General features: G+C 33.2%; 13 protein-coding genes. 4 read left to right on the top strand and 9 right to left on the bottom strand.

Annotation, left to right across the window (positions count from 1 at the left end; genetic code table 11):
- Positions 1 to 2: 2 nt before the first annotated feature.
- Positions 3 to 608, bottom strand: a complete 606-nt coding sequence (locus AAGD19_RS07125; RefSeq protein WP_341747737.1) for an OmpH family outer membrane protein — start codon at positions 606 to 608, stop codon at positions 3 to 5.
- Positions 609 to 766: 158 nt separating this feature from the next.
- On the bottom strand, positions 767 to 1,201 hold the full coding sequence (locus AAGD19_RS07120; protein WP_410520842.1) for a hypothetical protein: 435 nt from the start codon (positions 1,199 to 1,201) through the stop codon (positions 767 to 769).
- Between the two features lie 97 nt (positions 1,202 to 1,298).
- Between AAGD19_RS07120 and AAGD19_RS07115 the strand changes: the two genes are divergently transcribed.
- The 3 genes from AAGD19_RS07115 (at position 1,299) to AAGD19_RS07105 (ending at position 2,719) form a co-directional block, all read left to right on the top strand.
- Positions 1,299 to 2,177: an IS982 family transposase gene (locus AAGD19_RS07115; protein WP_341747213.1), complete on the top strand. Its 879-nt coding sequence runs from the start codon at positions 1,299 to 1,301 to the stop codon at positions 2,175 to 2,177.
- A 95-nt stretch (positions 2,178 to 2,272) separates the two neighbouring features.
- The gene (locus AAGD19_RS07110; RefSeq protein WP_341747735.1) at positions 2,273 to 2,536 is read left to right on the top strand and encodes a DUF4143 domain-containing protein; all 264 of its coding nucleotides are present in this window, start codon (positions 2,273 to 2,275) and stop codon (positions 2,534 to 2,536) included.
- A 6-nt stretch (positions 2,537 to 2,542) separates the two neighbouring features.
- Positions 2,543 to 2,719, top strand: a complete 177-nt coding sequence (locus AAGD19_RS07105) for a hypothetical protein (RefSeq protein ID WP_341747734.1) — start codon at positions 2,543 to 2,545, stop codon at positions 2,717 to 2,719.
- On the opposite strand, the gene AAGD19_RS07100 is transcribed toward AAGD19_RS07105, so the two are convergent.
- From AAGD19_RS07100 to rimP, 5 genes are all read right to left on the bottom strand, one after another.
- A complete protein-coding gene (locus tag AAGD19_RS07100) occupies positions 2,709 to 3,179 on the bottom strand; it encodes a GNAT family N-acetyltransferase (protein WP_341747733.1) in 471 nt (156 codons plus the stop codon). The two genes, AAGD19_RS07105 and AAGD19_RS07100, sit on opposite strands and share 11 nt — an antisense overlap.
- 12 nt (positions 3,180 to 3,191) lie before the next feature.
- Positions 3,192 to 3,572, bottom strand: coding sequence for a 30S ribosome-binding factor RbfA (gene rbfA, locus AAGD19_RS07095; protein ID WP_341747732.1), 381 nt, complete (start codon positions 3,570 to 3,572; stop codon positions 3,192 to 3,194).
- The gene (gene infB / locus AAGD19_RS07090) at positions 3,573 to 6,068 is read right to left on the bottom strand and encodes a translation initiation factor IF-2 (RefSeq protein ID WP_341747731.1); all 2,496 of its coding nucleotides are present in this window, start codon (positions 6,066 to 6,068) and stop codon (positions 3,573 to 3,575) included.
- A gap of 684 nt (positions 6,069 to 6,752) precedes the next feature.
- Positions 6,753 to 8,249 carry a transcription termination factor NusA gene (gene nusA / locus AAGD19_RS07080; RefSeq protein ID WP_341747730.1) on the bottom strand — a complete coding sequence of 499 codons (1,497 nt, stop codon included), beginning with the start codon at positions 8,247 to 8,249 and terminating at the stop codon, positions 6,753 to 6,755.
- Positions 8,250 to 8,737: 488 nt separating this feature from the next.
- Positions 8,738 to 9,226 (bottom strand): ribosome maturation factor RimP, encoded by a 489-nt coding sequence (gene rimP, locus AAGD19_RS07075; RefSeq protein ID WP_341748495.1) that lies wholly within the window; start codon positions 9,224 to 9,226, stop codon positions 8,738 to 8,740.
- Positions 9,227 to 9,540: 314 nt separating this feature from the next.
- Between rimP and AAGD19_RS07070 the strand changes: the two genes are divergently transcribed.
- The gene (locus tag AAGD19_RS07070) at positions 9,541 to 10,857 is read left to right on the top strand and encodes a porin (protein ID WP_341747729.1); all 1,317 of its coding nucleotides are present in this window, start codon (positions 9,541 to 9,543) and stop codon (positions 10,855 to 10,857) included.
- A 274-nt stretch (positions 10,858 to 11,131) separates the two neighbouring features.
- Here the strand turns inward: AAGD19_RS07070 and AAGD19_RS07060 are convergent, their stop codons facing one another.
- Together AAGD19_RS07060 and thyX are read right to left on the bottom strand one after the other, a co-directional pair.
- Complete coding sequence (locus AAGD19_RS07060; protein WP_341747728.1) at positions 11,132 to 11,863, bottom strand: N-acetylmuramoyl-L-alanine amidase; 732 nt, start codon at positions 11,861 to 11,863, stop codon at positions 11,132 to 11,134.
- Between the two features lie 10 nt (positions 11,864 to 11,873).
- Complete coding sequence (gene thyX / locus AAGD19_RS07055; RefSeq protein ID WP_341747727.1) at positions 11,874 to 12,767, bottom strand: FAD-dependent thymidylate synthase; 894 nt, start codon at positions 12,765 to 12,767, stop codon at positions 11,874 to 11,876.
- Between the last annotated feature and the right edge of the window lie 7 nt (positions 12,768 to 12,774).

Raw genomic sequence — 12,774 nt, 5'->3', positions numbered from 1 at the left:
AATTATTCGTATTTAATTGTAACATGTTTTAATTTATTATTTAGTTCTGCTATCACTTCTTGCGTAATATTCAGACTATTTTTAGCAAATAAAATTTGAGTACTAGGTATAACTAGATCAAGATTATACTTTTCTGCTAAAGTACTTATAATCTTTGTTATTGCTTCTTGTACTTTCCCTATACCCTCAGCATGGGCTTGCTCAAGACGTACTTTTCTATCTCGTATTTCTTTTTGTGCTATATTTATTTTCTTTTCAAAAAGACTAAATTCTTGTTCAAAAGCTGATTCACTTAAAGAATTACGTTTTCCCATTAATAGATTCTCTATTTCTTTTAGTTCTCCATCCTTCTTTGATAGATCTTGTCGAATTTTTTCGCTTATTTGGTCTACAGATTTTCTTATAGACTGGATTGCTACAGAATGTTCTAGAATAGAGTGTATATCTACAATAGCAATCTTTGTTGCAAATCTATTTTCAATATTTGTATTGGAAGCATGAATAGTTGAATAGCTGTTAATTATTAAACAAAATATTATTGTTAACCAACTATGACATCGTTTTGACCACATAACTATCATACTAATGTTAGTGTTTTTGATCCACATAGAATTTTCTCTTCTAAATTCTTCAATTTTTTGCAGTATATACCAAAAATTTCTTCCACTAATATGTTTTTACAAAAATAATATCTTTTTTAACTTTCAACAGTTATGAACAACGGTCGTTCTATTTTTCCAATACAGCAATTCAATATCCTTCCTATTTAATTTTCGCCAAGTACAGTAGTTGTGTCTTCAGCCAAATTCTCACGTAGCACTTCTATTTCTTCTATGGATAGTTCTATTATTCTACTTATAGTTTCTATAGAAAAATTTTCTTTTAGCATTTTTTTTGCCATTGCTATTTTTTCTTCAGCTCTACCTTCAGTTCTAGCTGCAACTATATAATCACGTTCTTTTAGCGATTCATTGACATAATTCTGATAGTGCTGACGTTCTTCTGGAGTCATTTTTAGAACACTCAGACGTTCTGCTACTTTCTTCATATAAGGCGACTTAAAATCATCTTTAACCTCAGAATGTTTGGCAAAATATAACCACTCATCCAACTCATCTTTTATAATACCATCAAAAAGCGGTACGGAAATAACAAAATATTCAGGAAATACATTGTGAACATCAAAAAACCTACAACCCATATCAACCCCAGTTGCCAATTAAATAGGAGAGATGAAAGGTAGATTTTAAAAGGGACATAGGTTATTTTATCTTTTTCAACCAATAACAAAATAACCTATGAAAAAAGATTTTACCGCAATTTACTGTTTTGTCGACGATTTTATAAAGAATTTGGAAAATAATTTGCCTACAATTAATAGTAGTAAATTTAAACCTGGTGTAAGTAATTATTTATCAATAAGCGAAGTATTAACCATATTAATTGGTTACTATGATTCATATTGTGATTGTTTTAAGCATTATTACAAACAAGTAATCTTACATAATTATACAGAAGATTTTAAACTTGTTAGTTATGAACATTTTACTAAATTGATAGGTAGAAGTATGCCTTATTTAGCAATATTACTGAATCATTTGCTTGCTGAATGCACAGGTCTGTCTTTTGTAGATGCTACAGGTATAGCCGTATGTAAGAATTATCGTATAAGTTCACATAAGGTTTTTAAAGGAATAGCGGCAAGAGGAAAAACCACTAAGGGGTGGTTTTATGGACTAAAGTTACATTTAATCATAGATTCCGAAGGTAATCTGATAAAGGTATCTTTCAGCAGTGGTAATAAGGATGATAGGAAAGGACTTAAAGGAATGATATTTGGTATATATGGCAAAGTTTTTGGCGATCGCGGTTATATATCTAAAGAATTATTTGATGATTTGTATGACAAAGGCATCCAACTTATTACTCGGGTTAAAAAGAATATGAAAAATATATTAATCCCTATTATAGATAAGGTTATGTTGCTCAAAAGAACTCTGATAGAAACCGTAATAGGCAAACTTAAATTTCTTGATAAGTTAGAGCATTCTAGACATAGATCAGTTACAAATGCATTTAGTCATATGCTATCCTGCCTAATCAATTATCAGTTGCTAGAAAACAAACCTTCTATCAAAACTTTGCTTCCTATAGAACTTTTTGATATACAAAATTAATTGGCAACTGGGGTTAGAAAATTAAGAGCATATGGTACAAATTTATTAGGCGGTAGAGCAATAAAATATAATTTTTTCCATTAGTATACCCTGAGGTGAAGGAGGATTTTGATCTTTTAAAAATATTTAATAATGGTTTAATTCCATCGCATTTTATCAGTAATAATCCTCGTAAATTACTAAAAGCATATGTTGAGGATTATTTAACTAATGAGATTCGGGCTGAGGGACTGGTAAGAAATATTACAGCGTTTAGTAGATTTATAGATAGCACGGCTTTCTCCTCTAGCGAACTAGTGAATTATTCTAACATAGCTCGCGATTGTTCTATTGATGCTAAAACAGTTAAAGAATATTAGCAAATATTGGTTGATAGTTTGGTAGGATATTTAGTTTATCCCTATCAAAAAAAAATTAGTAGAGAAATTATATCATCTAATCCTAAATTTTATTTTTTTGATGTAGGCGTTGCAAGTAGTATTAGCCAAAATCATTTTAATAATACCAAAGGATCAGAAGAGTATAACACTATTATTCATTAGAGTTATATAATTTCATTCCTTCATGTGTTGCTTCAAAACCAAGTCTTTCATAGAACTGTTTGGCTCTTGGACGTTTTTTATTAGTTGTGAGCTGAACAATGGAGACACCTTTTGATTTGCCATATTTCATTGCAATACTCATCATCCATTCACCGAAATGTTTTCCTCTATACTTTTCTGAGATACGAACAGCTTCAATTTGCATCCTAGTTGAACCTATGAAAGTTAGCGATGGCATGATAGTCAAATGGCAAGTGCCAACTATTTCTTTATTCATTTCAACTATCATCAAATATTGATGTGGATCACTATCTATCTTGTAGAACGCATCAATATAAGCTTGATCCAATTCTGCTGAAAACTGTTCTCTTGTTTGTCCAAGTTCATCCTCTAAAAGAAGGTTAACAATTGTTCTTAAGTCAGCAATTGTGGCTTTGCGATGGGTAAGGTTTTGATTCATTGTAATCCTAGTTCACTCGATTAGTTTCAATAACTCCTCAACTTTGTAAGCATTATCAAATCCGTGATCATAATGAAAACGAATTTCTGGTGAATATTTTAAATTAATTTTAGCAGTTATAAAGTTTCTTATAGCATATTTCGAATTATTTAAAGACTCAGTAAGTTGTATCTCATTAAAAGTAGTATTAAATGGTAAAAAGTAACAATCTGCTATTTTTAAATCAGAGGTAACTAAGACTTTAGTAATAGTTACTGGACAATTAATCAGACGTTCATCTAACATCTTACCACGCCTTAGTACTTCCACTAATGCTTCATTTATTAATATTGCCACTTTTTTTTGCCTTTGTGACCTATTTTGTGACTTGTCTTTATCAGAAAGTTTTTGCATTTACAATAACTGTTTTTTTTCTTCAATAATTTCAAAGACTTCTACTATATCACCTTCTTTTATATCATCATAATTTTCAAAAGCGATACCACATTCAAAATTCTCGTGAACTTCTTTGACATCATCTTTAAAACGTTTTAGAGTCTTAAGTTTTCCTTCGTGAATAACAATATTATCTCGTAACAAGCGAACTCCAACACCTCTTTTAATAGTACCCTTGGTAACATAACTACCTGCAACTTTACCAACTTTTGAGACAGTGAATAGCTGTCTAATCTCTGCTGTACCAATATATTGTTCACGAATAATTGGTGAAAGCATACCACTCATTATTGATTTAATATCATCTAACAAATTATAGATAATGGAATAATATCTAATATCCACTTTTTCTCTTTCTGCCATAGCCAAAGCATTATTATTAGTTCTAACGTTAAAACCAACAATAATAGCGTTGGATGCTTTAGCTAAAGTAACATCTGACTCCAATATTCCACCTACTGCGTGATGTAAAATTCTTAAACGAACTTCATCATTTGGCAACTTTAATAGACTAGTGATAATTGCTTCAACTGAACCTTGCACATCGCCTTTAACAATTATCGGTAACTCTTTTACCATACCAGTATTACCAGAGGCTTTTAGGAATAATTCTTCCAGACTTGATCTTTGGGTAACAGAAATTTTCTTTTCTTTTGCAAGGCGTTCACGATACTCTACAATATCTCTAGCCTGCTTTTCATTCTGCACTACATTAAACTGATCTCCTGCTCTCGGAACTTCATTTAAACCATAAATCTCTACTGGTAAAGTTGGTTCTGCCTCGGTAATATCTAATCCTTTATCATTATTCATCCTCTTAATTCTACCATATTTCGTTCCGGCAACTACTATATCTCCATTTCTTAGAATACCGCGTTGTACCAATATAGTAGCAACCGCTCCTTTACCTTTATCAACTCTTGCCTCTATGACTACCCCAGCAGTGAGTCCGCTAAAGTTAGCCTTAAGATCCTGCATTTCTGCAACCAATAATATAGCCTCTTCTAACTTATCTAAATTAGTTTTCTTTAAAGCTGAAATTGGGACAACTATAGTATCACCTCCCAACTCTTCACTAACTAAATCATAAATTAATAGGTCATTTTTAATTCGGTCAAGATTAATATCCGGTTTATCTATCTTATTTATTGCAACGATTATAGGAACATTTGCCGTTTTAGCGTGATTAATTGCTTCAATCGTTTGCGGCTTTATTCCATCATCTGCAGCAACTATTATAACCACTATATCTGTTACCTTTGCCCCTCTAGTTCTCATATCTGAAAACGCTTCATGTCCTGGAGTATCAATGAAAGTAATAGCCCTACCATCAGCCAAGGTTACTCGATAAGCACCAATATGCTGGGTGATCCCACCTGTTTCCTGACTTGCCAAATCAGTTGACTTTAAAGCATCAAGTAACGAAGTTTTACCGTGGTCGACATGTCCCATAATCGTTACAATAGGAGCCCTATGCTTTAAATCTTCTTCTTTATCAGCTTCACTAATCAATATATTTTCAATATCGGACTCTTGAACCCTTTTTACTGTATGCCCTAAGGTCGTAGTAACAAGCTCTGCTGTATCTGCATCAATTGTTTGGACGGTCGTAGCCATGATACCGAGCTTCATCAATTCTTTTATAACATCTGTGGCTCGCTCAGACATTTTATTGGCTAGATCTCCTACAGAAATAGCTTCCGGAATAATAACTTCCCTATATACTTTATCTGGTGTTTGTTGCTCGGCTTTACGTTTTTCTTTTTCTCTAGCTCTTTTTATTGATGCAAGGCTTCTAGTTCTACCAGTATTATCGCTTCCATCTGCATCAAGCATATTGAAGATATCTGCCTTTTTTAATTTTTTAGACTCCTCAACTTTAACCTTTGGTACTACTGCTTTATTATCACCAGCCTTGTCTATTGAAGAAATATCTTCAAGTGCAACACCAAAATGGCTCTGAGAACCAATCAGTGTTGATCTAACAAAAGACTTGGATGGGTTGTTATCCTGTGAAGATGTAGGTGCTAATGTAGTAGGTGGTATTTCAGAATCATTTTCGATATCTTGTAACTCATCCTGAACATTTTCTTCAATATCGTCTATATAGTCTTTTTTCACAGGTTGATTGATAGTTGCAAGTTTATTCAGAGTACTAATCCTATCAGTACTCTGAGATTTTGCATCTTCTGCTGCTTTTTTTAAAATAGTTAAGCGTCTGTTAAATTCTTCTCCAGCAGTAGATTCGCCGCCTTGAGAAGTAGAACCACTAGACCAAAGTTTGTTAAAAGACAAAGTATTAGCTGGAGTGCTACTCTTCCTAACTTCTACAATTGTTTTTGCAGAACTAACAAAACCTCTAGTAACATTGGTGGGTTGGGCTGGCTTACTAAGCGATAGTTTAGGACCACCAAGTGTTAGTTTCTTTGGTTTAGGTTCTTGGTTATTCGTCATAAATATTAAACCTTTAAATAGCAATTATATTTGTGATAAAGTTTTTTAAATAATTTTGCTATGTGATTAATGATTAACAGATATACTCTTCTGCTTTAAAGAATTGGCTTCTGCAAATATTTGTGGGGGAATAGTAAGGTACACTCACCCCTTGTTTATTGTCTCCATTCTTCAAATCATTTGAGTATATCGAATAATTTACAAATTTCTAATTTACCGTTAGACCTTTTGTAGAATTCACCCCTGCTAGGGAATTTGTAGGAGACACGAAACCTCGACCCGCAACGTACTCTAGAGTACGTGAGGAGCAGAGTACCGGTATCACACACAAATTACCAGTAGAAGTAGAATTATGCAAGAGGTCTATTAGATTTTCTCTTGCACTTGACTTGCATCTCATGCTTACACTATAATACCATTTTTTTTAAGGGAATTGTTAATTTTTTCTTTACCCAAAATTAAATTACCAAGTTTCTGTTATTAGAAATGGCTAATTTTGCTAGTAGTTCTTCAGTATATCAGTAAAATTCTTAGCACTAATACTTAATGCTAAATTTTTTAAAATTTTCTTGCTTTGACTGACAACTAATTAAACATTTTAGAACTCCGTCTACGCACATGGGTGTCAACTTAAGTAGTTTAGGTAGCATCCCCTGTCAAGATTGATACTGAGGTTGCTTAAATTTATTCATCTTCACGAGTACGAGCTGTACGAATCAGTAATTCTATATCATCATCTACCATGTTAGAATTAGGCGCTAATGATTTAAATTCATTAACTGTCAACTCTCCCAAATCTTCTATAGTCTTTACACCATACTCAGCTAATTTTAATATGAATTCTGGTTGTAAATCCAATACATCAATTAATTCTTGTTCAACACCTAAAGCTTCGAGTTTAATAATAATTTTTTCATTTTTAGCATTTACATAATTTATTGCTCGTTCTCTTATCTCAGTTGCTAATTCTTCTTCAAAGCCTTCAATATTCATTAAAGTTTCAATTTTACTGGAAGCTAACTGTTCTAGAGAGGTAAAACTTTGTGCAGATAACAGTTGTGCTATCACTTCTTCAACATCTAAGGTCTCCATAAATAACTCAGTAGCAGAGCAAAACTCATCATTTCTCCGTTTGGATTCTTGATCTTCCGTCATTACATTAATATTCCAGCCAGTAAGTTTAGAGGCTAAACGAACATTTTGACCTCTTCTACCAATTGCAAGACTCAAATTATCTTGAGACACAACTACATCAACTATATTCTTATCTTCATCAATAACAATTTTTGCAATTTCTGCAGGAGCAAGTGCATTCATAATAAATTGGGCAATATTCTTGCTCCATAATATTACATCTATTTTTTCGCCATTAAGCTCATTAGTAATAGCCTTAATCCTATTACCTCTAATTCCTACACATGAACCTATAGGATCAACACTAGAGTCAGAAGCAAAGACTGCAACTTTTGCCTTTGATCCAGGATCACGAGCTATAGCTCGCAATTCAATTATATTATCATAAATTTCTGGAATCTCTAATTCAAATAATTTTATTAGCATTTGGTCATCAGTTCTAGATAGAAAAATTTGTGGCCCTTTAGACGATAATCTTACGTCTTGGACATAAGCTTTAATACGATCATTAACCTTAAAACTTTCTCCTCTAATGAGCTGCTCCTTTTTAATCATTGCTTCAGCACGACCACCAAGGTCAACTATGATATTATTAAACTCTACTCTCTTAACAGTGCCGTTTAAAATCTCACCTTTCTTATCTTTAAAATCTTCATATTGTTTTTCTCTTTCCACTTCACCAACGCGTTGTATTATTATTTGCTTAGCTGCCTGAGCTGCAACACGTCCAAGATCAATAGGCGGTAAGAATTCATAAATCTCATCACCAATTTTAGCATCGACTTTCTTTTCAACAGCATCCTTTAAAGAAATTTGAGTAAAATAATTCTCCACATCATCCACTACATCAAGGATTCTAAAAAGATTAATATTACCATTTTTCCTATCAATCTCAGCTTTTATATTATGTTCATTTCCATATTTTCTGCGTCCTGCAATCTGTACAGCCTGTTCCATTGCCGAAAGTAGTGCCTCCTTAGGAAGATTCTTTTCTCTAGCTACAGAATCTATGATCTGCAGAATTTCTATGTTACCAATATTAATCATAAATTCACTGCCTTTTAATATTAAACTTCTTGCATCTACTTGCTACTGGTAATTTGTGCGTCCGGTATACTCCTTCTGCTCCTACGAATTATTTTTTGAAAATATCATGGATTCGCATGCTCATGTACTATATGTACACTACGCCTTCTCACCATTCATTTCCAAATCCAATTCTTCTGTGGGTTGAGGTTTTGTTCCACAGCTGTCGAAAGTTAGAAGAGGAAGCGGTTTTAGAAGTCATAATGGCAGTTTAAAAGTTGCAGAAAAATAACCAAGGTCATTGCGAGGAGGTATAAGCCGACGAAGCAATCCATTTTTGGTTACTTTTATGGATTGCTTCGTCGACCTACGGTCTTCTCGCAATGACGTTGACCATATACAACTTTTAAACTGCCCTGCCTAAAACCCGCTCTACCTTCGAACTTTCGACAGTTGTGGGTTTTGATCCTCCTACAAATTCCTTAGCAGAAGCAAATTATCCAAGAAGTCTATTTTTTATTCATTAAATTCCTAAACATTTCATCTGTTAATACCAAAGAGGCTTTTTTTATCATATCAAATGAAAACACTATGTCTTCACCATGGTTATTCAGATGAATTTTATTATCTTCAGCTTTAACTATCTTTCCCTGATATCGAGTTTGACCATTTAATAATTCTTTTAATTTTATGGTAGCCTCTCTACCGAGGAATCTAGTATAATCTTCAAATTTTATTAATGGGCGTTCAATACCTGCTGAAGAAACTTCTAAAAAATATTTATCACTAATTATATCTTCAACATCTAAAAGGGCTGAGATAATTCTACTGCTATTCCGACAATCTATTATAGTAACTTTTTTACCATCCAACCTATCTATTAGTATTTCAAGTACTTTATGGGTTGAACCCTTTAAAGTTACTTTTACTAAGTCGAAACCAATATCTTTCAGGTTATCTTGCACCGCATCAATAATTTGTTGCTCTATAGTTTGCATTACAACATAAATATTTAAAGATTTTAATAAAAAAGGTGGGGTTAACCCCACCTTTGTTTTTTCAACTTTATTTACAAAAATTTCAACCTGCAAAGCTAGAATACAATATTTTTATGATATTAGCAACAATTAAAAAAAATGTTATATTAGTTGTAATTTTACCATTAAAATAATAAAATTTGTCTGACTAATCATAGTTATTTACGAAAATTTGTTACATTATGGTTTATCTTCTGCTATAAATACTTAAATAGAAATGTATTATGTTCAATGAACTCGACTACATAATAAGAATAAAGAGTTTTGGTATTACTATGAAAAAATTAATAATGTTGCTTTGTGTCTCTTGTTTGTCTAGCACAGCCTTTAGCAGTTCTACTCCTTCAGCTGAAGCTGTTTCAGGTACTGAAATAAAATTAGAAGGATTTTTTGGTTTCCAAGCTGGTTATAGTACTCAAGGCAAATTGTCGTCAGAACAAAGTAAATATATTACTGATAATAAGAAAAAGCTTGGATTTTATAGTGAAGCAGCTTTCTCTGCCACTGCTAAGCAAGAATTTAATGATGTAATAGCTGGAGTTAAAATGGTTTTACTACCAACAACTAAACCAAAGGGTTCTGCAAGTGTCAATGGCTCTTTCATATTCTTAGAGACAGATTATGGTAAAGTAGAGCTAGGCTCTCCTTATGATGCTGCAAATAAGATGGGTATTAGTGGTGCTAAAGTTGCAGCAGCTAGTTGTGGTTTTGGTTGGAGTAAGTATGTCTCACTAGACGATAGCGGTATGCAATATAAAGGTATGAAGCCACAATTTGAGGTAGTCCCACCCTCTGTCATAGACTCATTTACCAATGGCTTCGATGACATAAATAAAGGAACAGAGCCAGCTAGAAAAGTATCTTATTATACACCAGAGATGCAAGGCTTTCAGTTTGGTATTTCTTATATTCCTGATTCAGCAAATACTGGTGGTCATCGTAATATAAAAAATTTAGATAGCAAAACGGGTCGCAGTACATTAAAGACAGGTATAACTGAAGTAGAACTACCTGGTATAGATGGTGGTAAAGGTGATACAGTAATTTATAATTACAATGTCAAAGATGCGATTTCTGCAGGGATATCCTATAAGTATGAGATTTTAGATGATATGGCAGTAGAAGTTGGTGTTACAGGAGAACATGCTAAGCCAGCTCGCAAACTTATAGTATTAGATCCTGATGGAAAGATGCTATCTAGCAACAAGCTATCAGATCTAAACGCTTACAATTTAGGTGCAGTCTTAACTTATGGTAATATTTCTTGTGCTGGTTCTTATGGTAGTTTAGGTAAAAGTTTAACTTCAAAAACTTACCATAAAGTTGGTCGTGATACGAAATATTATAATGGCACAATTGCTTATGGGCAAGGTCCTATAAAAACAAGTCTTTCCTATTTTAAATCACTAAAGTATAAAAATACGGTGGATACAGTAAGCTTAGGTACTGAATATAAGATAACACCAGGCTTGTTGCCTTATGCTGAAATCTCTTATTTCCAAGCTAAGGGTAAGCCAGTTTACCTTATTGAAGCACCTAAGAAAAAAACCAAAGGTACAGTTGCTCTTATTGGTGCAAAGCTTAAATTTTAACCTTTAATAAGCCCTCGTTGTCATTCCAGCTTTTAGCTGAATGACAACGTTTTTGGTTCTGTAAATACTACCAATTCCCGAAATTAATTTATTCTGAAGGATTTGCAGGAGGCACGAAGTACAAAACCGCAGTGTACAAAGACGTACGTGAGGATTTGAGCACCGGTATCACGTACAAATTACTATAGAATAAGTTAATTTCGGGAATTGGTATATTATTACTTATGCTGACTTTTTGATCGACGCGGGCAAAGGTTTCGCAGGAACAGCTTTTTTACATAAGATATTTTTGTAATAATGCTTCTAAAATTGCCACGGTCTCGACATCTAATTTTCCAGAAAAATTCTTTGGGCGGAAATGCATTTGGAACGATACTATAACATCTGTTGTTTGTTGATCAATTATTCCTGTTGGCTGCAACACATAACCATATCTGCTAAATTGTTCTTGGATTAACTTTATATTAGACAGGTCTACCTTGGGTATTAGAGCATTAACAGTATCTTGATCATACCAAGCTCCGATATTATTATCATATAATTGTTTCCATGGAAATAGAGGACCTGGGTCTTGTTTCCTTCCCGGAGCAGCATCAGAATGACCGATCACACAAGTGGGGTCAATATCATAGCGAGCTATAATATTCTGACAAAGTTCCATTACTGCGATAATTTGGTCTTCGGGATAAGGATACCAATGAATCTTTCCTTGAGCATCTGTAGTACCACCAAGATTTACTATTTCAATACCTATAGAAGTATCATTGAGATTCTGACGCCCCTGCCAACCACTAACACCAACATCCCAAGCTCGTCTAGACTCTTCCACTAATTGGAATATATGATTCGGATTAGAGTCAGAAACTAGATAGTGTACACTAACTTTTGGACCTAGTAGGTCTCTTAGGGATTCTTCTAAGTTTTCGTTAGTGTAATGCAGCACCAAAAATCTAACTCTCTCATTAAAAGATGGGGCTCGGTAGGTTGTTCTATCAATTGTAATCATTTTATAATACCTATTTTATAAGTTGCATTAATTCATCCCATTCTCTTTTATTTATGCCACTAGATTCTTGAGTAATTTCTTCATTATTGAGTAGTTTTTTTATAACAGCAAGTCCTTTTTTAGAAATATTATTTCCTCCTAGCCTATATTCCTCGAAAGCATCATAAGTGAAAGGTACCCAAGCTTTTACTATTTCTAGCATCTTCTCTGCATATACTCTGATTTCATACTGGGCATGAGAATCCCCACGTAACAGTAGAAAATGTAATAGATTATGCAAATTAATCTTCCAATACCATTCTGTATAATAGTTTAAGGTTAAATTCATTCTCGCAAGTTCCCTAGTAATACCTATAGTATTTTCATCGATAATATTGCCATATTCATCCTGGTTCATCATTTCAGTATAATGCTGATAACATAGTTTAGCATCTTTTTCTAGTAGCACTAAGACTTTATCTGCAATTTCTTTTGGAATTTCTTCATCACTTCTTCCTTGTTTATTTATTGTGGATTGAGCAGCAAGATTCTGTTTTTCTGGTAAATAAAATTCATTTCCTAATATAGAATATCTAGCTGAATATTCATTAACACTAGCAGTTCTGTGACGTATCCATTGTCTTGCAACGAAAATAGGCAGTTTAATATGAAATTTGATATCACACATTTCAAATGGTGTTGTATGGTGGTGACGCATTAGGTAATTGATTAAACCTTTATCTTGGCTTAGTTGTTTTGTACCTTTACCATATGATACTCGTGCTGCTTGGACGATGCTACTATCATCACCCATATAATCAATAATTCTGATAAAACCATGATCTAGTATTTTTATAGGTTCAAATAATAATTCTTCTAGAGCTGGTACTGTAGCTCTTTTTGTCTTGTAATTATTGTCGTGCATTCTTTTC

Origin of the sequence: Candidatus Tisiphia endosymbiont of Dascillus cervinus (assembly GCF_964026405.1) — a bacterium.
GTDB lineage: Bacteria > Pseudomonadota > Alphaproteobacteria > Rickettsiales > Rickettsiaceae > Tisiphia.
The sequence above is the reverse complement of the archived record's forward strand: the minus strand, read 5'-3'. Positions and strand labels throughout refer to the sequence as shown.